The organism is Nocardia sp. CA-135398, assembly GCF_050955845.1.
Taxonomy (GTDB): domain Bacteria; phylum Actinomycetota; class Actinomycetes; order Mycobacteriales; family Mycobacteriaceae; genus Nocardia.
Genome location: NZ_CP192084.1, coordinates 3,554,373 through 3,576,034 on the forward strand (window position 1 = coordinate 3,554,373; position 21,662 = coordinate 3,576,034).

Genomic DNA, 21,662 nt, shown 5'->3' on the forward strand with positions numbered 1-21,662 from the left:
CGGCTGTGCCTGATTTTCCACAAGACGGGGTTCCACCAGTGCCGATGTCCCCCCATGCACCACCATCTTTCCGATCGGGCGAACTGTCCGACCCGAAGCTGACGGCGGCGCTCAGAACGCTGGAACTGACCGTCCGTCGTCGGCTCGACGGTGTGCTGCACGGCGATCACCTCGGCTTGATTCCGGGCCCCGGCTCCGAGCCGGGCGAGGCCAGGACCTATCAGCCGGGCGACGATGTGCGGCAGATGGATTGGTCGGTCACGGCCCGCACCACCCATCCGCATGTGCGACAGATGATCGCGGACCGGGAACTCGAGACCTGGATGGTGGTCGATCTGTCGGCCAGCCTCGACTTCGGCACCGCGCTGTGCCAGAAACGCGATCTGGCGGTCGCGGCCGCCGCGGCGATCACCCACCTCACCAGCGGCGGCGGTAATCGGATCGGCGCGGTCGTCGCGACCGGCGAGCAGTTGACCCGAATTCCCGCGCGCAGCGGCCGGGTGCACGCGCAGTCGATGCTGCGCGAGATCGCGACTACGCCGCACGCCCGCGACGGTGTGCGCGGCGATCTGCGCGAGGCGATCGAGTCGCTGCGCCGCCCGCAGCGCAAGCGCGGACTCGCGGTGGTCATCAGTGATTTCCTCGGTGATATCAACTGGCAGCGCTCGCTGCGCGCGATCTCCGCGCGCCACGATCTGCTCGCGGTGGAGGTGCTCGATCCGCGCGATCTGTCGCTGCCCGATGTGGGTGATGTGGTGCTGCACGATCCCGAGACCGGGCGCACCCGCGAATTCAGCGTCACGCCAACGCTGCGCGCCGATTTCGCGGCCGCCGCCGAACGTCATCGGGTTCAGGTCGAACAGGCCCTGCGCAGTTGCGGCGCACCGGTGCTCACCCTGCAGACCGATCGGGACTGGATCTCCGATGTGGTCCGGTTCGTGTCCACCCGGCGCCACGCATTCGGCGCCCCGAGCGGACGGGCTCCGCGCCAGTGAGTATTTCGCATTTCACCGCGCTGGTCTGGCTCGGTTTCCTTGCCGTCGTCGTACTGATCGCGTTGGGCTACATCCTTGTTCAGCGCAGCCGCCACCGGCACATGCTGCAGTTCACGAATATGGAGCTGCTGGAGAAGGTCGCCCCGTCGCGGCCGAGTCCGATGCGGCATGTGCCGATCGCGCTGATGCTGGTCGGTCTGGTGTTCCTCACCATCGCGGCCGCGGGGCCGACGGCGGTCAAGAAGGTGCCGCGCAATCGCGCGACAGTCGTTCTGGTGATGGATGTTTCGCTGTCCATGGAGGCGACCGACGTGCCGCCGTCGCGACTCAAGGTGGCGCAGAAGGCCGGTAAGGAATTCGTCGACGGGCTGCCGCCGGGTATCAATCTCGGCTTCGTCACCTTCGCCGGCACCGCCTCGGTAATGGTGCCGCCGACGACGAACCGCGAGGCGGTCAAGGCGGCCATCGACAACATCAAACTCGCCGAGCGCACCGCCACCGGTGAGGGCATTCTCACCGCGCTGCAGTCGATCGACACCATTGCCACCGTGCTCGGTGGCGCGGAAACACCGCCGCCGGCGCGCATCGTGCTTATGTCCGACGGTAAGCAGACGGTGCCCGACGACAAGGATGTCGACAATCCACGGCACGGTTTCACCGCGGCGCGCCTGGCGAAGAACAAAGGCGTTCCGGTGTCGACGATTTCGTTCGGCACCTCATGGGGCACCGTGGAAATTCCGGACCAGGACGGTCAGGGCGCTCAGCGCGTCAAGGTGCCTGTCGACGACGATGCGCTACGCGAGATCGCCAAACTCTCCGGTGGCGATTTCTATACCGCCTCGAGCCTGACCGAGTTGACCGCGGTCTACGACACGCTCGAAGAGCAGATCGGTTACGAGATGACCAGGGGCGATGCCAGCAGACCATGGCTTTTGCTCGGCATGCTCGTTGTCGCCGCCGGTGTAGTTACCGGCTTGCTCTATCGTCAACGCCTGCCGTAGTCGTCAATGCCTGCCGTCGCGACGCGCCCGGCTCTCCATAGAGCACTATGTGTGGCCCGGGCGTGGCGCACGAACCCGAACAGATAGGTTGGTCCTCATGTCGAACATCACATCCCGGTCGGTCCTGGTGACCGGTGGCAACCGCGGTATCGGACTCGCGGTCGCGCAGCGTCTGCTTGCCGATGGGCACAAGGTGGCCGTCACGCATCGTGGGTCGGGGGTTCCGGACGGTCTGTTCGGTGTGAAATGCGATGTGACGGATGCGGACTCGGTTGACGCGGCCTTCAGCGAGGTCGAGGAGAAGCAGGGTCCGGTCGAGGTGCTGGTCGCCAATGCGGGCATCACCGATGACACCCTGCTGATGCGGATGAGCGAGGATCAGTTCACCAGGGTCATCGATGCGAACCTGACCGGTGCGTTCCGCTGCGCCAAGCGGGCCAACCGCGCCATGCTGCGGGCACGGTGGGGCCGCATGATCTTCCTCGGCTCGGTCGTCGGCCTCGGCGGCGGTCCCGGCCAGATCAACTACGCCTCGTCGAAGGCCGGTGTCATCGGTCTGGCGCGTTCGATCACCCGTGAGCTCGGCTCGCGCTCGATTACCGCCAATGTGGTCGCGCCCGGCTTCATCGAAACCGATATGACCGCCGAACTGCCCGACGATCTGCGCGACACCGCGAAGAAGTTCATTCCGTTGCAGCGCCTCGGCCAGCCCGAAGACGTCGCCGCCGTGATCAGCTTCCTGGCCTCCGACGATTCTGCCTACGTTTCCGGCGCGGTGATCCCGGTCGACGGCGGCATGGGCATGGGCCACTGAGCCGACCGGGAGCCGACGCGTTCGGCGGTCGCGTAACCAGTTGAACTTCGACTACAGGAGAACCGAAAACCCATGGGCGGATTGCTCGAAGGCAAGACCATCCTGATCACCGGCATCATCACCGATTCCTCGATCGCGTTCCACGCGGCGGCGGTCGCGCAGGAGCAGGGCGCGAAGGTGATCATCACCGGCATTCCGGAGCGGCTGCGGCTGATCGATCGGATCGCCAAGCGGCTGCCGCAAGAGGTCGCCCCGGCCATCGGCTTGGACGTCACCAGCGAGGAGAATCTGGCCTCCCTGCCGGAGAAGCTGCGCGAGCTGGCTCCCGAGGGCATTGATGGCGTCCTGCACTCCATCGCCTTCGCGCCGAAGACCCTGATGGGTCCGGACGCGGTGGCCTTCCTGGACGGTCCCGGCCCCGACGCCGCCAAGGCCTTCGAGATCTCGGCTTGGTCCTACGCGTCGTTGGCCCGCGCCGTGCTCCCCGTGATGAAGGAGGGCGGCTCCATCGTTGGCATGGACTTCGACCCGCGCACCGCCATGCCGTACTACAACTGGATGGGTGTGGCCAAGGCTGCCCTCGAATCGGTGAACCGTTACGTGGCGCGGGAAGTCGGCAACGCCAAGAAGATTCGTTCGAATCTGATCGCCGCAGGTCCGATCAAGACCCTCGCTGCCAAGGCCATCGCTGGCACCGCCACCGATGACGCCAAGCAACTGAACATGCTCAACGAGTACTGGGATGGCGCCTCTCCGATCGGCTGGGATGTCGACGACCCGACCGTGGTCGCCAAGTCCATCGTGACGCTGCTGTCGGACTGGCTGCCCGGCACCACCGGTTCGATCATCTACGTCGACGGCGGTGCCAGCCACAACACCTGGTTCCCGGAAAACGGGTTCGCCGCCAACTGAAGCTGGAGGAGGAGCCGTGGCCGCGGATGCCGCTGCCGGGAAAGTGGATGCGCTGCTACTGCTGTCCTTCGGCGGTCCGGAACGTCCCGAGGACGTGATGCCGTTCCTGGAGAACGTCACCCGGGGCCGTGGCGTGCCGCGTGAACGTCTCGACGAGGTCGCGCAGCACTACCTGCATTTCGGCGGTGTCTCCCCGATCAATGCGCTCAATCGCGACATCATCGCCGCGGTGCAGCGCGAATTGGCCGGTGCCGGAATCGAATTGCCGGTGTACTTCGGCAACCGCAACTGGGATCCGATGGTCGAGGACACCGTCGCGCGCATGGCGGCCGATGGTGTGCGGGCGGCCTTGGTGTTCCCCACCTCGGCGTGGGGTGGGTACTCCGGGTGTCTGCAGTACGACGAGGACATCGCAAGGGCGCGTACGGCTTTCGGGGCGGATGCGCCGGAGCTGGTGAAATTGCGGCAGTACTTCGATCATCCGCTGTTGATCGAGGCATTCGCGGCGGCCATCCGCGCCGCCGCGGATTCGCTTCCGGCTGAGCGCCGGGAGGGTGTCCGGCTGGTTTTCACCGCGCACTCGATACCGGTGTCGGCCGATATCGGTGCGGGACCGCCCGCGGATGGTGGGCGGCTGTACAGTCGTCAGGTCGCCGAGGCGGCGCGATTGTGTGCCGCCGCAACCGGATTCGCCGATTATGACGTGGTGTGGCAGTCCCGCTCCGGCCCGCCGCGGATTCCCTGGCTTGACCCGGATATCGTCGACCATCTCGAGGAGCTGTCGGGCAAGGGTGTGGACGCGGTCGTCGTCTGCCCGGTCGGGTTCGTCTCCGACCACCTCGAGGTCATCTGGGATCTGGACAACGAAGCCAGGGCGAAGGCCGAGGAACTCGGCATGGCGTTCGCCAGGGCGGCAACACCGGGAACCGATCCCCGCTTCGCCCAGTTGGTCGTCGAACTGGTCAACGAGCACCTGACCGGGCTATCGCCACGCCGACTCGGCGAGATTCCAGGCTACGGCTGCACCGTGAACGGTGCCCCCTGTGCTATCGACTGCTGCACCCCGCCGCGACGGCCTGCCGTCGCAACCTAGCTTTCGCAGTGGACGGCCACCGTCAAATTCTCGCCTTGCGGGCGCCGCGGCGCCGTGGGCGCAGCTGATATAGGCGGTACCAGGCCAGCGCGAGGAAGACGACACCCAGCCCGGCGACGAGTCCCATGTCGAGCAGCCACGTGCCGATGGTGTGTCTCCACAGCGGGTCGGGCGCGCCCGTATGCGGTGAGAGGGTGTCGAGGTCGAGGGTGGCGGCTCCTGCCCCGAACCCCCAACGGGATGGCGAGAGGTAGGCCAGTTGCTCGAGGCCGAGCGTGCCGGGCAGCCGCACCAGCCCGCCGGTGAGCACCAGTTGTGCCATCGACAGCACGATCAACAGCGGCAGTGTCTTCTCGGAGGTGTTCACCGACACCGACACCAGCAAGCCCAATGCCAGCGATGCGATGCCGAGCAGCGCCATTGCCAGGACCAACTCCAGCTCGACGGAGGTGAAGAGCCCCTTGGGCGGCATCGCCACCCCGATGGTGCCGATCAGGACGAGCACCACCGCCTGCAGTGCGGTGATCACGCCGAGGACCAGCAGTTTCGACATCAGATAGACCCCTGCTGACAGGCCTGCCGCGCGTTCTCTGCGGTAGATCGTCTGTTCCTTGACGATCTCGCGAATCGAATTGCCGGTGCCGACGAAGCATGCCGCGAACGCCAAAACCATGAGCTTGGTCGGTGCATCGACGTTGGATCCCGGCGTCCCGGCGAATCCCTCGCCCGCCGGCACCGCGGCGATCAAGCCACCGAGAATCAGGGGCATCAGACCGAGCAGTGCCAAATAGCTTCGGTCCGAGGCGATGACCGCAAGATATCGCCGACACAGTGTGCTGAGCTGGCTGAGCTTGGACTGCGGCGCGGGCGGCGGCGCCGGTCGGTGCACCTGTGCAGGACCGACGTCATCGGTCAGCCCGACCGCCACGTAATTCTCGAAGCGCGGCGAATTCCGGAACTCACCGGCCCAGTCGCGGTCTTCCTCGCGGTCGAATGCCTGGAACACATCGGCCCAACTGCGCTGTGCGAACTGCCGCAGCCCCTCCGCGGGCGGCCCGTAATAGGCCAGCCGACCGCCGGGCACCAGGACCAGTAGGCGGTCGCAGGAATCGAGATTCGCCACGCTGTGCGTGACCACGATGACGGTCCGCCCGTCGTGCGCCAATTCGGACAGCATTTCCATGACCGTCTTGTCCAGGCCGGGATCGAGGCCGGAAGTGGGTTCATCGAGGAACAAAAGCGACGGTTTGGTCAGCAACTCCAGTGCGACGCTCACCCGTTTGCGCTGCCCGCCCGAGAGCCTGTCGATGCGGGTATCGGCGTGCCGCGCCAAACCGAGCTCGTCGAGGACCTCGTCGACCCGCTGCTCGCGCTCCTCGCTGCGCGTGTCACCGGGGAAGCGCAGTTCGGCGGCGTAGCGGAGCGCGCGCCGCGTCGGCAGCTGGTTGTGCAGGATGTCCTCCTGCGGGACCAGTCCGATGCGGTGCCGGAGCTCGTCGTAATCGGTGTACAGATCGCGTCCGTCGTAGCGGACCGTGCCCTCCGTGGCCGGTCGCAACCCGGTGACCGCGCCGAGCAATGTCGACTTGCCCGCTCCACTCGGCCCGATGACACCGACGAGCGAGCGCTGCGGGATGGGGAAGCTCACTCGGTCGAGGAGCACCTTGCCCTCGGGGGTCCGCACGGTGAGGCCCTGCACCGAGACCGATACGTCACCGGTGTCGACGAACTCGCGCAGCTCATCGCCGACCAGCCGGAAGGTCGTGTGTCCCATGCCGATCAAGTCGGATTCGGACAGGTCGGCGGCGTCGATCCGGTGGCCGTTGACGTAGGTTCCGTTGTGGCTGTCGAGGTCGACTATCCGGTACCTTCCCTCGCCGATCATGCGCAGCTCGGCGTGATGGCGGGAGATCATGAGGTCGTGCGCGACAATGTCGTTGTCGGCCGCGCGTCCTATCCGAAGCGTGGGCGATGTGATCCGGACGACCGCGTGGGCGGTGCCCGCCGACGGTGCCGATCGCGAAACCCGCCGGGGGCGACCCGCGTGGAACTTCGTGATCGTTTCTTCGTCCTCGAGGTTGTAGCCGGGATCGGAGACGACCATCGTGTCTTCCCCGATATCGTCAGCGGACTCGTGGTCGGGTTGTCCTTCTTGCCCCTCTAGGGAACAGACCAACTCCTCGCCGTCCACGGCGTGACCGAGCTGGAACGTCTCGTCATGGTCGATCACCATCCGCCCGACGCGGTGACCGTCGAAAAAGGTGCCGTTGAGACTGCCCGCGTCCTCGATTTCCCAACCGTCCGCGCCACGCTCCAGCACGGCGTGCATCGACGATGCGCGCGGATCGGTGACGATAACGTCGGATGCCGGATCGCGACCGACGTTATATACCGTCCCAGCACGTAGCCGATAGACGCGTTCCCTCGTCTGCACCACAAGAACGGGCGCCTCTGGGGATTCGATGGAGGACTGGTCATCCGCCATGCGGTGAGTATACCGACTGGTCCGCCCTGTTTGGTCAGAAACCCACGGTGGTGAGGTAGGCGTAGACACCTGGGAACCCCGGCCGGGCGCTGCCCTTGCCCCATGAGGTGAGGCCGATCAGTCGGCCCCCGGCGAGAAGTGGATCGCCGCTGTCGTATTCGGCGGTGTCGGCGTCGGGGGATCCGGCGCAGAGCATATCGGCCGGGTCGAAGGCGGAGCCATAGGCGGCGGCGCACGTGGCGTTGGAGACTATCGGGACGGCGGCGGATCGCAGGAGCGTATTCGAGATGTCGTTCTCAGCGGTCGCGCCCCAGCCGACGATGGTGCCGGTATCGCCGTATGCGCGCGGATCATGCTGTGGCGCTGCGATTTCCAGGTACGGCCCCGGTCTCGGCTCGTCGAGGACGAGAATCGCGAGATCATTGTGGTGCACGGTCTCGCCATCGAAATCGGTTTCTCGGAAATCCGGGTGGATGCGAATCTCCTTGACTCCCACGGTGACTCCGTCGTGCGAGCGCAGATCGGTGCGGCCGAAGGTGACGGTGATCGCCTGCGGCAGCAGCCGGGCCAACTCGACGCAGTGCGCCGCTGTCACCACCCGATCGGGCGCGATGAGCGCACCGCCGCAGAATTGCCCGGATGGCCGGGGGAAGTACAACGGGCTGCCGACGGCGGCGAGCCACGGGTAGGCGTTCGCCTCGATGGTATTTCCGCCTACGATCGCCGTGGCGGGTACGGCGGGCGCGCCGAGACCGAATATCAATGCGGCAGCCGCGGCCGCGACAGTGCGAGGTATGCGGAACATGCCGCCTCCCGGATGATTTAGGCGATCGGTCGGACTATTCAACCAGAGGATGCGGGTGTTCTCGCGCCTTCGCGGACGGGGGCCGTCGAATGTGGGTGCTTTACGCATTGCCGCGAGCGGCGGCGTGCACCGCCACCAACCGCGCCGCGCGGATCGCATCCCATAGCGGGCGTAGCAGGTCCTCCTGCGCGCCGATCGCGCTGGCGGAGGTGGGGGAGGAGGCCGGTTCGCGCTGGGCGACAGTGAGGATGGCGGCGACGTGGTCGGCGCTGTCGAGTATTCGCCTGGCGCGCAACGGGATCGAATCCGGATAGTTGTGGCGGGAGTAATCCGCGAGCTCGGCCTCGATGAGTTCGCGGGGGTCGGAGTCGATGGCCGCGCCCGCAGCGGTGGTGTGCAGACGCATCAGGGCGTCGGCGGCGTCGCGCACCGCTTCGCGCATTGTGTATTCGGCCTCGCCGAGCGACATATCCGGGCCGGGCGCGGCCGGAATCTCGGTGCTGTAGACGGTCCACTGCAGGGTGTCGTCATCGGCCCACTGCGGGATCAGGCCAGTGCCCTCCTGGCCAGGCACACCGAACAGCAGTCCCTCGCCCGCCTCGATCGCATCCGCGGCGAAGGCCGTTCCGGTGGGTAGTCCGCGCACATCGCCGGGGACCGGCAGCACCAGGCGCAGCTGCGCGCCCGGCTGGGCCATCGCCTCGCGAATTACCTTGAGCAGTGCCATGACTCCGGTGCCCGACAGATTGTCGCGGGAAGACCACGGCAGGTCGTCGCGACCGCCGGTCAGTGGATCGCCCGCGGCGATGGTGTGCCGCGGCGCCCAGGCGTACAGCGCCTCGAGGATGTCGTCGGGCGCGCTGCAACCGGCCAGCCAGGAGCCAGCCCAGACCGTCAGCGTGGCACTAGGAGAGCACATAATTATCGAGCATAAAGGAGGGTTGCGACTCGGGGGTGTCCATGCCGGATACCCCGGTGAGCTGCGCGCATCGATCCGCCGCCCGATACCGCGGGTACCGGAACAGCGGGTGCGTCGCTGCTCCGCATGTGCGGGCCGAATTCCGCGGAGTGGGACATGATTTCAGCGATTGGACCCGATAGCTATGGTCACTCCGGTTCGGTGACGAAGTCGATGAGTCGCTCCACCGCGCCGATCAGGGGGGATTCCAGATCGCGGAAGGATTCGACGGCGTTGTAGACCCGCCGCCATCCCTCCTGCGGTGTGCCCCAGCCGAGCCGACGGCAGATGCCGGTCTTCCAGTCCTCACCGCGCGGCACCTCCGGCCATGCCGCGATGCCGACCACCGCTGGACGCACGGCCTGCCACACATCGATATAGGGGTGCCCGGTGACCAGCACATACTTACCGAGACCTGTGGTCAGCCGGGTTTCCTTGGAACCGGTGACAAGATGGTCGACCAGCACACCGACCCGCCGCCCCGGTCCGGGTGCGAATTCGGTCAGCCGCTCGGCCAGATTGTCCAAACCCTCGAGATGTTCGACGACCACGCCCTCGACCCGCAGATCGTGTCCCCACACCCGCTCGACCAGCGCGGCATCGTGCACCCCCTCCACCCAGATCCGGCTCGTCTTGGCGACCTGCGCGCGCAGCCCCTCCACCCGAGTCGAGCCGGAAGCCGACCTGGTCGGCTTCTTCGGCGCCGCGGCCTTGGGGCGGACCAGCGTGACGGGCGCACCGTCGATCAGGAATGCGGCCTCACGTAATGCGAACAACCGCACCGCACCGCGCGCATCCTCCAACTTGACGAATTCGCCGTCATAGCTGCGGTCGAATCCGACCACGGCACCGCAGAATCCGGTCGCCGCATCCTCGACCACGAGGTCGCGGTCGGCCACGACCGTCGGCACGGTTCGCTTCTTCGATCGCGAATGTCCGGAGAAGATGTCGCCGCCATACATGTCACGCCCGCTCACCCGCCCGAAACTAGCACCGTCGGTTCGGGTTGCGGCGCAAGCGAGTTGGTGTGCCGGTCACAAACTGTACTGAGCAGTACGACATGGGGCGCATCGAAACGCTGCCGGTGATCTTGGGTTTGTCGCGCCACAGAAGTGGTTCGGACCACTACAGTGGGTCTGTGGCCGCAATCGTTTGGCTGGTCGCGGGCCTGCTGCTCGCGGCCGCGGAGATGCTCACCGGGGACCTCACGCTGCTGATGTTGGGCGTCGCCGCGCTCGGGACCGCGGGCGTCAGCGCCGTGGCCGATACCGGGCTGGTCGGCGACGCCGTGGTCTTCGCGGTGCTGGCGCTGGTGCTGCTGCTCGGGGTGCGGCCAGTTATGCGGCGCCGCTTCGGAACTCCGCCGCCGATCCCGACGAATGTCGACGCGCTGCCGGGTAAGCAGGCGTTGGTGCTGGAATCGGTCGGCGAGCACAGTGGCCTGGTCAAAATCGGTGGCGAAGAGTGGACCGCGCGGCCGTTCGACTCCACGGTCGAGTATCCGAAGGGAACTACGGTGTACGTCATGAAGATCGACGGCGCGACCGCCGTCGTCTGGAAGGAGCCGTAAATGGCTGTGCTCATCGTTGCCGCCGTGCTGGTGCTGTTGGTCGTGGTGGTGGTCTTCAAATCGATCGCCCTGGTGCCACAGGCGGAGGCGGCCGTCATCGAGCGGCTCGGCCGATATTCGCGCACCGTCTCGGGTCAATTGACCTTCCTGGTGCCCTTCGCCGACCGGATCCGGGCGAAGGTCGACCTGCGCGAGCGGGTGGTGTCCTTCCCACCGCAGCCGGTGATCACCGAGGACAACCTGACCCTGCATATCGACACCGTGGTGTACTTCCAGGTGACGAGCCCGCAGGCGGCGGTCTACGAGATCAGCAACTACATCGCCGCCGTCGAGCAGCTCACCGTCACCACCCTGCGCAATGTCGTCGGCGGCATGACCCTGGAGCAGACGCTGACCTCCCGCGATCAGATCAACGGTCAGCTACGCGGGGTGCTCGACGAGGCCACCGGACGCTGGGGACTGCGCGTCGCGCGGGTCGAGCTCAAGAGCATCGATCCGCCGCCATCGATCCAGGAGTCGATGGAGAAGCAGATGAAGGCCGACCGCGAGAAGCGCGCCATGATCCTGACCGCGGAGGGCACCCGCGAATCGCAGATCAAGACGGCCGAGGGTGCCAAGCAGGCGCAGATCCTGTCCGCCGAGGGCGCCAAGCAGTCCTCGATCCTGGCGGCCGAAGGTGAACGGCAGAGCCGGATTCTGCGCGCCCAGGGTGAACGGGCCGCGGCCTACCTGCAGGCGCAGGGCCAGGCCAAGGCGATCGAAAAGGTTTTCGCCGCAATCAAATCCGGCAAGCCGACGCCGGAACTGCTTGCCTACCAATACATGCAGACCCTGCCGCTGGTGGCCCGCGGTGACGCGAACAAGGTGTGGCTGGTGCCGAGCGATTTCGGCAAGGCGCTCGAGGGCTTCGCGCAGAACTTCGCGACCAAGGGCGAGGACGGCGTATTCCGCTACGAGCCCGCCCCCGTCGACGATGTGGAGAGCAAGCCGGAGGACGATTCCGACGTCGAGGGCTGGTTCGATACGGCCCGTGATCCGGCCATCGAACAGGCGGTGCGCGCCGCGGAGGCCGATGCCCGCGCATCGGTGGAGGGGGTGGCGACCCCGGTCACCCGAACTCAGCCCTCGCCGCATCAGGCGGTCATGCCGCCACGGCAGGAGACCCCGCCTCAGCAGATTCCGCCGCATCAGCCGCCGTACCACCCGGACGGGCCGCAGGGGCAGCCCTGGCAGCCGCCGTCACAGTAAACTGCGAACACCCCGGATCTCGTCGAGGTCCGGGGTGATCTATTCGCCGGTTACGGCGCGAGATCGATGGTCAGCGTCGCCAATTGGAGCGCGATGGCGCACGGGTCGGGTGTTGTTGTGTGGGAATGGTTTTGGACGCGCCAGACGATGGTGCCATTGTCTGCGGCGGCCACCGCGCAGTCACCTGGATCGTGTGGATTGTGGATGTAGAAGCCGGTCGCTGTGACGGTCGCGCCGAAGATCTGCTCGGTGATCGTCAGGTGTTCGGTCTGGAAGCCGTCGTTCTCGGCTCGCTGCCAGGTCTGCTGCAGGGATTCGCGGTCGGTGTAGGTGAAGCTGAGATCGGATTCGTCGGCGCCGCGTTGCGCCTGCCAGACACAGACCGGGGGACGGTGGTGGGTGGTGAGGGTGTCGGCCTGCGCGGCATGGCTGATCTGCTCTTCGGTCAGTGGCGTGCAGTTGGCCGCCGGGGTGGTGGCGGGATGGGCGTCCGGCGCGGCCTTATCGGAACAACCGGTCAGCAATCCGGCGGCCGCGAGCACGGCCAGTCCGTAACGCAGACGGAATGCGTTCACATCCGTTCCTTACCTTCGCAACCGATTCCCTCGCCCGAGGCTACCGGTCAGGGGGTTTCGGCAATGCTGCCTGCCCAGGGGGCGGCAGCGGAAAATGGTTCGGCCCGGCACCGGGTGCGCTGCGATACTCACTGCTCCACAGGAATAGAAGGGACTGCGCGTGGCTGATTCCGGGGTGTTGCCGCTGCTCGATCGGGTTGCCGGGGCGATGGCCGCGGCGATCGGTCGGGCTCGTCCGGAGCTGATCGGGACCGATCCGGTGGTGCGACGTTCCGACCGCGCGGATTTCCAGTCGAATGTGGCCCTTGCGGTAGCGAAGCGGGTGGGGGTGCGGCCCGCCGAGTTCGCTGCGGAATTGGTCGCGGCATTGGAATCGGGCGGTGGTCTGTTCGACGCGGTGACGGTCTCGGGGCCGGGGTTCCTCAATATCGCGTTGTCGGATCATGCTGTGTGGGAACAGGTTTCGGCGCGGCTGGCTGGCGATCGGCTGGGCGTACCGGATTCCGAGCGCGGTCGTCGGACAGTGGTCGACTATTCGGCACCGAATATCGCCAAGGAGATGCACGTCGGGCATCTGCGCACGACCATCATCGGCGACTGCATCGCACGGGTGCTGGCTTTTCTCGGAGCGTCGGTGATTCGGCAGAATCACTTGGGGGACTGGGGGACTCAGTTCGGAATGCTGATCCAGTATCTGGATGAGCATTCCGGGGTGCGCTGGCGAAACGATGAGCTGAGCGGTGACACGTCGGCGGTGTCGGCATTGGACGCGCTGTACAAGGCCGCGCGGACGGAATTCGACGGTGATCCGGCATTCGCGCAGCGGGCCAGGGCTCGGGTGGTGGCGCTGCAATCCGGCGACGAGGCCACCTTGCGGCGGTGGCGGGAGATCGTCGCCGAATCGGAGCGGGCGTTCGGTGAAATCTACGATCGGCTAGGTGTACTGCTGACGGCGGACGATTATGTCGGCGAGTCGTTCTACAATCCGATGCTGGCCGACACCATTGCCGAACTGGTCGACAAGGGCATCGCCGTCGAGAGCGACGGCGCCCTGGTCGTTTTCTCCGAAGAGGTCGATGGCCCTGACGGCCAGCCGGTCCCGTTGCTGGTGCGCAAGCGTGACGGCGGATACGGCTACGACACAACAGATTTGGCGACCATCCGGTACCGGGTGCGGCATTTACATGCCGAACGTTTGCTGTATGTCACCGATTCCCGTCAGGCTCTGCACTTCAGGCTGATCTTCGAAGCTGCGCGACGGGCCGGTTGGTTGTCCGACGACCTCGACGCCGAACACATCGCCTACGGCACGGTGCTCGGCCCGGATGGGCGGCCCTTCAAAACTCGCGCGGGCGGCACCGTGAGACTGATGGACCTGCTGAACGACGCCGTAACGAAAGCACGAACCGTTGTCGCCGAACGGAACCCGGAACTGCCAGCCGCCGAGCTCGATGCGATCGCCGAACCGACCGGAATCGGCGCGGTCAAATACGCCGACCTGTCCACATCCCGGGTCAAGGATTACACCTTCGATCTGGACCGCATGGTCGCATTGAACGGCAACACCAGCGTGTATCTGCAATACGCGCACGCCAGAATCCGGTCGATCCTGCGCAAGGCACAAGATCACGACGTGCGGATCGATCCGACCGTCGCACTCGACCCCGCCGAACGGGCCCTGGCACTGGAACTCGACGCCTACAGCACGGTGGTCACCGAGGTTGCCGCAACACTCGAGCCCCATCGACTGTGTGGCTACCTCTATGACCTCGCCCGCGACTTCACCGCCTTCTATGAGACCTGCCCGGTCCTCACCGCGCCCGACCGGATACGGAAAAACCGTCTCGCACTGTGCGATTCGACCGCGCAGACGCTGGCGCACGGGCTCGGCCTCCTCGGCATCGCCGCCCCTGAACGCATGTAACCGGGCCCATGCGTAGTGGTCTACCTCGAACGGGAAGGCTGGTTGCGCTGAAACTGTGATCGCGGTCTCGGTGATGGCCGCCGGTACCGCGGTGTGAGCAGCCACCGACCCGTGCCGTATCGGTACCGAAATACCACCGCGACGGATTACCGTGCGCCCATGACGACTGCCGCAACCGCCGCCCGCCATCTGCGGCCACGGGCCTGGATCGCCCCGATCGCCGTGGTCACCCTGCTCATGTCGCTGCTGGCCACGATGTATCTGGCGTATGTGGTGAATCCGACCGAGAATCTGCACGATTTCCCCGTCGCACTGGTCAATCAGGACGACGGGGATACCCTGGGCAGCAAGCCGACCAATGTCGGTGATCAGATCACCGACGCACTCGTCGCGAACCTGCCCGCCGATAAGATCGACGTGCGGGTGGTCGGATTCGCCGAGGCGCAACGGCAACTGCGCCAGGGCCACGCCTACGGTGCGATCGTCATCCCCAGTGACTTCACCAAGCGGCTGGCCATTCTGGGCGCTGCCGGGGTGGTACCGGGCAAGGTCGAACAGCCGATCATTACGGTGCATACGAATCCGCGGGCGGGCAGTTTCGCCACCGGGGTCATGCAGCGCATTGCCGATCAGGCGCTGACTCGCGTCGACGAGACCGTCGGCAAACAACTCACCGATACCGTGCAGACCCAGCTGCAACCTGTCGGGGGCGGCCAGGCGCCACAGCTTGCCGGTGCCAGCCAATTGCTGCTCGCCCATCCGATCCAGGTGGTGGTGGACCCGTATCGTCCGCTGCCCGAAGGCACCGGAGAGGGATTGTCCGCATTCTTTTATACGATCATGGTGCTGCTCGCCGGATTCACCGGTGCGATGATCATCCACGCGATGACCGATTCCGCGCTCGGATTCGCGCCGACGGAGTACGGCCCGTGGTACGTGCACTATCCCTTCGCGCCGATCTCTCGCTTCCGCACCCTGCTGTTGAAGTGGGCGATCCTCATCGTCACCGCGCCGATCGTCTCCGCCGTATTCCTCGGCGTCGCAGCGGCATTGGATGTGCCGCTCGACCATCCGCTCGCGCTGTTCCTGTACTGCATGCTCGCGATCATCGCGGTCGGGGTGACCGCATTGTCGGTGCTGGCCGCGCTCGGCACCGCGGGTCTGCTGGTCAATCTGATCCTGTTCATCGTGCTCGGCCTGCCCTCCTCGGGCGGCAGTGTGCCCATCGAGGCGACGCCGACGTACTTCGAGTGGCTGGCCACCTTCGAACCCATGCACCAGGTCTTTCTCGGGGTGCGCGCCATCCTCTACTTCAATGCCAGCGGTGCCGCCGGGCTCGCGCGCGGTAGCTGGATGGCGGTGCTCGGTCTGGGGATCGGCCTCGTCGTCGGTGCGGTGGTGACCCTGTACTACGACCGAAAGGGCTTGCACCGCAAACCCGCCGAGCAGGCGGCCGCGACGGTTTGAGCGTTGCGGGCATGACAATGAGCGATCGAGCCATTGGAACGCTCACGATTCGTTCCTAATGTTGTGCTCATGACCTTCGATATCGGCGTGATCCTGCCGACCTCCACCCCCGATCCGGCCCACCCGATCCTCGGCGATGTGCGGGCTGCCGCCCGTCTCGCCGAGCAACTCGACCTCGAATCGGTATGGTCCACCGACCATCTCGTGGCCAGCGCCCCCATGCTGGACAGCACCGTGACGCTCGCGACCGCGGCGGCCGTCACCGATCGGATCGGGATCGGCTACAACGTGATGCTGCTCGCATTGCGCCCGGTGGCCTGGGCGGCCAAGCAGATCAGCACCCTGCAGTACGTATCGGGGAATCGGTTGCTGCTCGGTATCGGCACCGGGAATCCGGCGCACGGCGATATCGGTTGGCGCGCGGCCGGCACCACATTCGAAAATCGCGGTCGGCGCACCGATGAGGCACTGCGGGTATTGCCCGATCTCGTCACCGGTTCCACTGTGACGGTCAACGGTGTCGACGTGGCGCTGGCGCCCGGATCTGTGATGCCGCCGGTCCTGGTGGCGGGCAATGGGACTCGGGCGCGGCGGCGGGCGGCCGAATACGCCGACGGCTGGATCACCCTGCAGCCCAACCTGGACCAATTGGCCGCCGACTTCGACGAATTGCGGGCACTGGCCGCGCAATTCGATCGGGCCGTACCTGCGGTGACCGTGGTCGCGCCCGCACTGCCCACTGATCATTCGGCCGCCGTCGAATTGCTCGCCGCCCACCGGGACGCCGGTGTCGCGCGTGTCATCCTCGCGCCGACCGGCCCCGAATGGCAGCGCGATTACGAGAATGCCGCGAAACTCCGTGCGGCACTGTAACTACAGCTGCGTCAATCGCAGTTTCAGCGCATCGGTGATAATGGCTCGGGCGGCTTCGCCGTACCGGGCCTGCCGGTGCAGCGCCGCCCAGGTCTTCTCGTAGTACGCCAGTTCCCGCGGCTGGGTGATGGTGAGACCTGCCGAGATGGTCTCGACCTCCGCGATGCGTTTGTCCAGCAAGACGAAACATGTTGTGGTGTAAAGGAAATCTGCGGTGCGCGGAATGATGCCGAGCCCGAGCCTGGGCAACGGCATCAGATCGATGAGCCGTTCGAGCTGACCGGCCATCACCTCGTTGTCGCCGACAGTGGTGTAGAGCGCCTGCTCGGCCAGCAGGATGCTGATCCGATGGGTGCCGTGGTGCAGAATCCGTTGGCGCGCAATCCGTGCCGCCACCGCGCGATCGATATCGTCGATACCGCCCACGAAGTCGATACAGGATTCGAGTATCGCCCTGGCATAGGGCTCGGTCTGCAGCAGACCGGGAACGACCGCGTTCTCGTAATTGCGGATGGTGCTGGCGCGTGCCTCCAACTCGATGCGGCGGCGCTGCTGCTGGGCATGTCCGGTCGCGGCGATGCGTCGCCACTCCTGCCAGAGCGCCTCGATATTCGCCAGTGCCGCACGCAGATCCGGCAGCAGCAGTTCGGCGCCGCACAGTCGGCACCACTGGGCCAGATCGCTATCGCTCGGCGTTTGTTTACCGTGTTCGATGCGCGACACCTTGGCCGAATGCCAGCCCGCCTCGGCGGCGAGCTGCACACCGGTCAGATGTGCGGCCTTGCGCAGTTCACGTAAGCGTGCCCCGAAGGCTTGCCGGGACTGCTCGACACCGGTCATCCACTCCGCCCGCCGGGCATATAGTCGTGGTGCGGAATTGCTTTGTTCCACAGTCTATCTCGTACTGTCGTGCAGCGTGCGACGAGCACGGGGTCGGTGGTCACCGCGGCCCCCGCCAGATCGCCGGTCTTGGTGAAGATCGTAAAGGCGACCGTCTCGTCGAGCAGCCACCATTCGTCATCGGTGTATTCCGAGGGATCGGCGAGATGCCTTGGCAGCCAGCGGATATCCTCGCCGTAGCGCTGATTGCGATCGGTGAGCGCGTGCAGGAATCGAACGTAGTCGGTGAGCGGCTCCGAGACCACCCGCACGCGCCGGATCGGCACGCCGCGTCCGGCGACCTCGCTGGTGAGCTCCTCCCAGGCCCGCCACGACGGTGGATAGGACTCCTCCTCGAACGGCGGTAGGCCCGCGAGCACGCGGCGCATCGGTTCGGTCTCGTCGGAGACCTGGGAGTGATCATCGGACACCTCGAGATGGAAAGCATCGCTGCGGGTTTCGCGAATGAGATCGTTGGTTTCCTCGATAGTGAAGAAGAGCATTGCATTACCATTCCCACGGACTCTGCCCGACCGGGACCGCGATCGCGGTTTCGTGATCGGGAATCCGCATGTGCGCCAAGGCATCCGGATCGGTGATCGGCTGTCCGGCGAGGGTGAAGGACCCGTGCCCGGAATCGAGCAGCGGAGCGCCGATGTAGGTGCCTGGCTGCAGCCAGCCGAGCAGCATATGCGGTATTTCGACCCGGTTGGCGTCATGGGCCACCCGATATCCCTGCACGAGATACAGATGTCGATCCTCATCGATCCAGAGCCGGGGCGAGCCGGTGTTGTTGGTGGGTCCGCCGAGCAGTTGTATACGCATGAGAGTGGCCTCGTCTCGCGTGGGTATTGCGCTGGCTGTGCCTAATCGTCACCGGTCAGCGTCATTAGGGTCAACAACTTCCGCAAATCCCCGCAAAACCATGGTGCCGCGCCGGACCGTCTTTCTACCGTTCTCGGTGGGTGCTGGCAGACAGGGTTGGTGACATGAGCGGGTCGGAGATATGGGAGGTTGTCGGGCGGTTGGCAAGCGAAACGGGGGCACTTGGCAACGGGGTGGCGACCAAACCGTGGGCAATCGGGTTCGTGCGGTGGGATATTTCGGGATCGATGGTGGATCACGATGTGCGGGCCATCCGCACCTGCGCGGCTCGGATGGGATACGAGCTGGTCTCGATGAAGGTGGGGCCGCATGGCGATCCGGTCGCGCGCCTGCTCTCGGCCATCGCGCGCTCTGGTGCGCATGCGGTCATCGTGCCGAGCAGAGAGCACATCTGGGCGGCGCGGCGCGCGGTCACCGAGATCTGCGACCTGGTCGTGGTCACGGGCGACACGGTGTGGGAGCGCGGGCATCAGTGGCCGCGGTGGTTCGCGCGCTGATCCTTACCTCGCGCGTAATCGACTCCGTGATCGGCAGCGGGCAAGGTTGAGGTATCCGCCGGAACATGCCGGCGGATACCGAAATACCTTCCAGCAGAGGATGATTCGATATGTCTCAGTACGAGGACGCAGTGCGGCGCTACTTCACGGCATGGAATGCCATCGATGACGATGTGCGTGCGAAGGCGGTCGCCGAGGCTTGGCGCGAGGACGGTTTCTACACCGATCCGCTGGCCGATGTCGCCGGGCACGAGCAACTCACCGCCGCCATCGGGGGTGTGCACCAGCAGTTCCCCGGCTTCGAATTCCGGCAGCTGGGTGCGGTCGACGGACACCACGACACCGCCCGGTTCTCCTGGGAGCTGGTTGCGGCCGACGGGAGTGCGCCGGTCGCCGGGACGGATGTGATCACCCTCGCCGAGGACGGCCGGATCATCGGTGTGCACGGTTTCCTGGATCGCGTACCGGGGGCGTAGCTGATCCAGGACCGGGATGGGATTTCTGGGCCATATCGCATCGCCATAGGCGGGCATCGGTGAACGTCGGATGAATCCGGTTGCGCCTGTGGCGAACACGCCACACCGGGCGGTGCGGCGGAGGATGCTGGAGAGTGCGGCCTAGATAGTGCGCGCCTGATGAGCAGGATGGTGGTCAGCGTGGACGACGAGTCGATCCCGTTGTCGGGTCCGGAGGACGCCACACGGCAACACGATCTCGATGAATCGGCGATGGACGCGTATTCCCGTTCGGTCATCGCCGTCGCGGCGTCGGTCACCCCGCATGTGGCGAGCGTGCGAACCCGGCGGGGGAGCGGATCCGCGGTGGTCTTCACCGATGACGGATTCCTGCTGACCAACGCGCATGTGGTCGGCTCGTCGAGCAGCGGCGATGTGGTGTTCGCGGACGGTGTGGAATCACGCATCGACGTGGTCGGCATCGATCCGCTCTCCGATCTCGCGGTGCTGCGCGCCCGTGCCGGTGCGCCGGGTGCGGTGCTGCTCGGCGATGCCGACAAGCTGGTGGTCGGCCAATTGGTGGTGGCGGTCGGGAGTCCGCTCGGGTTGGCGGGCTCGGTGACCGCGGGCGTGGTGAGCGCGCTGGGGCGAGCCGTCCCGGTCGCCTCCCGCCGGGCCGGTCGAGTGATCGAGGATGTGATCCAAACCGATGCGGCCCTGAATCCGGGAAATTCCGGTGGCGCGCTCGCGGATTCATCGGGCCGGGTGGTCGGTGTCAATACCGCGGTCGCTGGCGTCGGTCTCGGCCTCGCCATCCCGATCAATGCCACCACTCGCCGCATTATCAACACCCTGCTGAAAGACGGCCGCGTACGCCGCGCCTACCTCGGCCTGGTCGGCGTTCCGGCCCCACTGCCCGCGGCCGTCGCCGCCCGCACCGGCCGACATGCCGGTGTCCGCATTGTCGAAGTCGTCCGCGGCGGCCCCGCCGACCACGCGGGGCTGCGCCGCGGCGACCTCGTACTCAGCGTCGCCCGTTCGGAAGTGACCGACGCCCAAGGCATCCAACGGCAACTCTTCGGCGACGCCATCGGGGTCTCGATGCCCGTGACGGTATTGCGCAATGGCGCGATGGTCGATGTCTTCGCCGTCCCGATCGAGTTGGCGGTGGATTGACTCAGATTGTCAGCGGCCCCACGGTCGGATGACGTCGTCGGCTAGATCTTCGCGGGGGTCTTGATTCCAGTTGTCGTGGTTGTTGCCATTCGGCCCTGGTTCTACTGCGTGTACCACCATCGTTCGTCACCTCCTTCGAGCGGTCGTTGCTGTTCCGGGTTAGCCGCCCACCCGCATCGGCAAACCGGAATCGACGCAAGGCATCGCTCGGGCACGCTGGAGCGTCAGTCGGCCACGGCGACCGAGACGGATTCGACGTCCGGTTGGTGGGTTCGCGACCAACGCGCGTCGACGATCAAACCGATGACGCCGATGGCGATGAGCACCCCGGAGACTACGAGCATGCCGGGGTGGGTACCTCCGGTGAGGGCGTCGCCCAGGATGACGGTCCCGATCGTCCCCGGGAGGATGCCGACGACGGTAGCGATGAGATAGGGCCAGAACCGGATGGAGGAGAGGGCGCAGCAGTAATTGATCACCGAGAACGGGGCGAAGGCGATCAGCCGCAGCGAGCCGACCGCGAGCCAGCCGCGGCGTTCGAGGCGAGCATCGATAGCGCGGACCGCCGGATGGGTGAGATGGGCGGCCACTCGATCGCGATCGAGCGCGCGGACGAGCAGAATTGCGAGTGCGGCGCTGACCGTGGTCGCGGAGGCGGCCAGCACGATGCCGAGCGCGGGGCCGAACAGCACGCCCGCGCTGACCGTCAGCACGGTCCGCGGGACCGGAGCCACCGTGACCAGTGCATGGACCACGAAGAACAGCAGCGGGAAGATGGGTCCGACCGAGGTGGCCCAGTCCTGCATCTGCTGCGGTGTCGGTAGCGGGACCAGCATGGCCGCGATGAACAGCGCCGCGCCGCCGACGAGCAGGGCGAGGATGCGTGGGTCACGGATCAGCCTGAGCACCGCGCCAGGTTACCGGTTGGTAGTGGCGGCCACGGTCAACCGGCTGCGGAGCTGCCGCTAGCATCGAAGGAAACGCCACGAATGGTCGTTAACCAATGTGCTCGCTGAGCTGGGCGAATGCAATGGTTTCGGGCGTACACGC

22 protein-coding genes are annotated in these 21,662 nt (G+C 66.1%); 13 read left to right on the forward strand and 9 right to left on the reverse strand.

Translation table 11 applies throughout. The annotated features are described in order from the left end of the window. Positions 1–44: 44 nt before the first annotated feature. The 5 genes from ACQP1T_RS15770 (at position 45) to ACQP1T_RS15790 (ending at position 4,815) form a co-directional block, all read left to right on the forward strand. Positions 45–995: a DUF58 domain-containing protein gene (locus ACQP1T_RS15770; protein WP_062989694.1), complete on the forward strand. Its 951-nt coding sequence runs from the start codon at positions 45–47 to the stop codon at positions 993–995. Continuing rightward, positions 992–1,996 (forward strand): VWA domain-containing protein, encoded by a 1,005-nt coding sequence (locus ACQP1T_RS15775; RefSeq protein ID WP_433761030.1) that lies wholly within the window; start codon positions 992–994, stop codon positions 1,994–1,996. Before ACQP1T_RS15770 ends, ACQP1T_RS15775 begins: the two co-directional genes overlap by 4 nt. Positions 1,997–2,093: 97 nt before the next feature. Then, positions 2,094–2,810, forward strand: a complete 717-nt coding sequence (gene fabG1, locus ACQP1T_RS15780; protein ID WP_433761031.1) for a 3-oxoacyl-ACP reductase FabG1 — start codon at positions 2,094–2,096, stop codon at positions 2,808–2,810. Between the two features lie 72 nt (positions 2,811–2,882). Then, complete coding sequence (gene inhA, locus ACQP1T_RS15785) at positions 2,883–3,722, forward strand: NADH-dependent enoyl-ACP reductase InhA (protein WP_433761032.1); 840 nt, start codon at positions 2,883–2,885, stop codon at positions 3,720–3,722. Between the two features lie 16 nt (positions 3,723–3,738). Further along, positions 3,739–4,815: a ferrochelatase gene (locus ACQP1T_RS15790; RefSeq protein WP_433761033.1), complete on the forward strand. Its 1,077-nt coding sequence runs from the start codon at positions 3,739–3,741 to the stop codon at positions 4,813–4,815. A 22-nt stretch (positions 4,816–4,837) separates the two neighbouring features. Here ACQP1T_RS15790 and ACQP1T_RS15795 read toward each other — a convergent pair whose 3' ends face one another. The 4 genes from ACQP1T_RS15795 to ACQP1T_RS15810 all read right to left on the reverse strand — a co-directional run bounded on the left by ACQP1T_RS15795 (position 4,838) and on the right by ACQP1T_RS15810 (position 10,025). Continuing rightward, positions 4,838–7,300 (reverse strand): FHA domain-containing protein, encoded by a 2,463-nt coding sequence (locus tag ACQP1T_RS15795; protein WP_433761035.1) that lies wholly within the window; start codon positions 7,298–7,300, stop codon positions 4,838–4,840. Between the two features lie 34 nt (positions 7,301–7,334). Continuing rightward, positions 7,335–8,105: a S1 family peptidase gene (locus ACQP1T_RS15800; protein ID WP_433761037.1), complete on the reverse strand. Its 771-nt coding sequence runs from the start codon at positions 8,103–8,105 to the stop codon at positions 7,335–7,337. 100 nt (positions 8,106–8,205) lie between these two features. Next, the gene (locus tag ACQP1T_RS15805) at positions 8,206–9,024 is read right to left on the reverse strand and encodes a hypothetical protein (RefSeq protein WP_433761038.1); all 819 of its coding nucleotides are present in this window, start codon (positions 9,022–9,024) and stop codon (positions 8,206–8,208) included. A 188-nt stretch (positions 9,025–9,212) separates the two neighbouring features. Further along, the gene (locus ACQP1T_RS15810) at positions 9,213–10,025 is read right to left on the reverse strand and encodes a DUF3097 domain-containing protein (protein WP_433762219.1); all 813 of its coding nucleotides are present in this window, start codon (positions 10,023–10,025) and stop codon (positions 9,213–9,215) included. Between the two features lie 176 nt (positions 10,026–10,201). On the opposite strand from ACQP1T_RS15810, the gene ACQP1T_RS15815 reads away from it, so the two are divergent. Continuing rightward, a complete protein-coding gene (locus ACQP1T_RS15815) occupies positions 10,202–10,633 on the forward strand; it encodes an NfeD family protein (protein WP_433761040.1) in 432 nt (143 codons plus the stop codon). Then, positions 10,634–11,881: an SPFH domain-containing protein gene (locus tag ACQP1T_RS15820; RefSeq protein WP_433761041.1), complete on the forward strand. Its 1,248-nt coding sequence runs from the start codon at positions 10,634–10,636 to the stop codon at positions 11,879–11,881. A 50-nt stretch (positions 11,882–11,931) separates the two neighbouring features. Here ACQP1T_RS15820 and ACQP1T_RS15825 read toward each other — a convergent pair whose 3' ends face one another. After that, positions 11,932–12,456 (reverse strand): DUF3558 family protein, encoded by a 525-nt coding sequence (locus ACQP1T_RS15825; protein ID WP_433761043.1) that lies wholly within the window; start codon positions 12,454–12,456, stop codon positions 11,932–11,934. A 160-nt stretch (positions 12,457–12,616) separates the two neighbouring features. Between ACQP1T_RS15825 and argS the strand changes: the two genes are divergently transcribed. The 3 genes from argS to ACQP1T_RS15840 all read left to right on the forward strand — a co-directional run bounded on the left by argS (position 12,617) and on the right by ACQP1T_RS15840 (position 16,720). Next, positions 12,617–14,380 carry an arginine--tRNA ligase gene (argS, locus tag ACQP1T_RS15830; RefSeq protein ID WP_433761044.1) on the forward strand — a complete coding sequence of 588 codons (1,764 nt, stop codon included), beginning with the start codon at positions 12,617–12,619 and terminating at the stop codon, positions 14,378–14,380. A gap of 159 nt (positions 14,381–14,539) precedes the next feature. Beyond that, positions 14,540–15,847: a YhgE/Pip domain-containing protein gene (locus tag ACQP1T_RS15835; protein WP_433761046.1), complete on the forward strand. Its 1,308-nt coding sequence runs from the start codon at positions 14,540–14,542 to the stop codon at positions 15,845–15,847. Between the two features lie 69 nt (positions 15,848–15,916). Next, complete coding sequence (locus tag ACQP1T_RS15840) at positions 15,917–16,720, forward strand: LLM class flavin-dependent oxidoreductase (protein WP_433761048.1); 804 nt, start codon at positions 15,917–15,919, stop codon at positions 16,718–16,720. Here ACQP1T_RS15840 and ACQP1T_RS15845 read toward each other — a convergent pair whose 3' ends face one another. Genes ACQP1T_RS15845 through ACQP1T_RS15855 form a run of 3 tightly spaced genes read right to left on the reverse strand, consistent with a single transcriptional unit; the run spans position 16,721 to position 18,424 of the window. Next, the gene (locus ACQP1T_RS15845; RefSeq protein ID WP_433761050.1) at positions 16,721–17,560 is read right to left on the reverse strand and encodes a helix-turn-helix domain-containing protein; all 840 of its coding nucleotides are present in this window, start codon (positions 17,558–17,560) and stop codon (positions 16,721–16,723) included. Then, positions 17,557–18,102 (reverse strand): DUF6879 family protein, encoded by a 546-nt coding sequence (locus ACQP1T_RS15850; protein ID WP_433761051.1) that lies wholly within the window; start codon positions 18,100–18,102, stop codon positions 17,557–17,559. Before ACQP1T_RS15850 ends, ACQP1T_RS15845 begins: the two co-directional genes overlap by 4 nt. A 4-nt stretch (positions 18,103–18,106) precedes the next feature. Then, positions 18,107–18,424 carry a hypothetical protein gene (locus ACQP1T_RS15855; protein ID WP_062989663.1) on the reverse strand — a complete coding sequence of 106 codons (318 nt, stop codon included), beginning with the start codon at positions 18,422–18,424 and terminating at the stop codon, positions 18,107–18,109. A 164-nt stretch (positions 18,425–18,588) separates the two neighbouring features. Between ACQP1T_RS15855 and ACQP1T_RS15860 the strand changes: the two genes are divergently transcribed. The 3 genes from ACQP1T_RS15860 (at position 18,589) to ACQP1T_RS15870 (ending at position 20,612) form a co-directional block, all read left to right on the forward strand. After that, positions 18,589–18,981, forward strand: a complete 393-nt coding sequence (locus ACQP1T_RS15860; RefSeq protein WP_433761052.1) for a hypothetical protein — start codon at positions 18,589–18,591, stop codon at positions 18,979–18,981. A 110-nt stretch (positions 18,982–19,091) separates the two neighbouring features. After that, positions 19,092–19,457, forward strand: a complete 366-nt coding sequence (locus tag ACQP1T_RS15865; protein ID WP_433761053.1) for a nuclear transport factor 2 family protein — start codon at positions 19,092–19,094, stop codon at positions 19,455–19,457. Positions 19,458–19,709: 252 nt separating this feature from the next. Continuing rightward, positions 19,710–20,612, forward strand: coding sequence for a S1C family serine protease (locus ACQP1T_RS15870; RefSeq protein ID WP_433762220.1), 903 nt, complete (start codon positions 19,710–19,712; stop codon positions 20,610–20,612). Positions 20,613–20,836: 224 nt separating this feature from the next. Here the strand turns inward: ACQP1T_RS15870 and ACQP1T_RS15875 are convergent, their stop codons facing one another. Next, positions 20,837–21,520 (reverse strand): TVP38/TMEM64 family protein, encoded by a 684-nt coding sequence (locus ACQP1T_RS15875; RefSeq protein ID WP_433761054.1) that lies wholly within the window; start codon positions 21,518–21,520, stop codon positions 20,837–20,839. Between the last annotated feature and the right edge of the window lie 142 nt (positions 21,521–21,662).

Bases quoted from the DNA above. Each gene is read 5' to 3' on its own strand.
- ACQP1T_RS15770 (WP_062989694.1), top strand. From the start codon at position 45: ATGTCCCCCCATGCACCACCATCTTTCCGATCGGGCGAACTGTCCGAC.
- fabG1 (WP_433761031.1), top strand. From the start codon at position 2,094: ATGTCGAACATCACATCCCGGTCGGTCCTGGTGACCGGTGGCAACCGC.
- inhA (WP_433761032.1), top strand. From the start codon at position 2,883: ATGGGCGGATTGCTCGAAGGCAAGACCATCCTGATCACCGGCATCATC.
- ACQP1T_RS15795 (WP_433761035.1), bottom strand. From the start codon at position 7,300: ATGGCGGATGACCAGTCCTCCATCGAATCCCCAGAGGCGCCCGTTCTT.
- ACQP1T_RS15800 (WP_433761037.1), bottom strand. From the start codon at position 8,105: ATGTTCCGCATACCTCGCACTGTCGCGGCCGCGGCTGCCGCATTGATA.
- ACQP1T_RS15805 (WP_433761038.1), bottom strand. From the start codon at position 9,024: ATGTGCTCTCCTAGTGCCACGCTGACGGTCTGGGCTGGCTCCTGGCTG.
- ACQP1T_RS15810 (WP_433762219.1), bottom strand. From the start codon at position 10,025: ATGTATGGCGGCGACATCTTCTCCGGACATTCGCGATCGAAGAAGCGA.
- ACQP1T_RS15820 (WP_433761041.1), top strand. From the start codon at position 10,634: ATGGCTGTGCTCATCGTTGCCGCCGTGCTGGTGCTGTTGGTCGTGGTG.
- ACQP1T_RS15835 (WP_433761046.1), top strand. From the start codon at position 14,540: ATGACGACTGCCGCAACCGCCGCCCGCCATCTGCGGCCACGGGCCTGG.
- ACQP1T_RS15840 (WP_433761048.1), top strand. From the start codon at position 15,917: ATGACCTTCGATATCGGCGTGATCCTGCCGACCTCCACCCCCGATCCG.
- ACQP1T_RS15845 (WP_433761050.1), bottom strand. From the start codon at position 17,560: ATGACCGGTGTCGAGCAGTCCCGGCAAGCCTTCGGGGCACGCTTACGT.
- ACQP1T_RS15850 (WP_433761051.1), bottom strand. From the start codon at position 18,102: ATGCTCTTCTTCACTATCGAGGAAACCAACGATCTCATTCGCGAAACC.
- ACQP1T_RS15855 (WP_062989663.1), bottom strand. From the start codon at position 18,424: ATGCGTATACAACTGCTCGGCGGACCCACCAACAACACCGGCTCGCCC.
- ACQP1T_RS15860 (WP_433761052.1), top strand. From the start codon at position 18,589: ATGAGCGGGTCGGAGATATGGGAGGTTGTCGGGCGGTTGGCAAGCGAA.
- ACQP1T_RS15865 (WP_433761053.1), top strand. From the start codon at position 19,092: ATGTCTCAGTACGAGGACGCAGTGCGGCGCTACTTCACGGCATGGAAT.
- ACQP1T_RS15870 (WP_433762220.1), top strand. From the start codon at position 19,710: ATGGACGCGTATTCCCGTTCGGTCATCGCCGTCGCGGCGTCGGTCACC.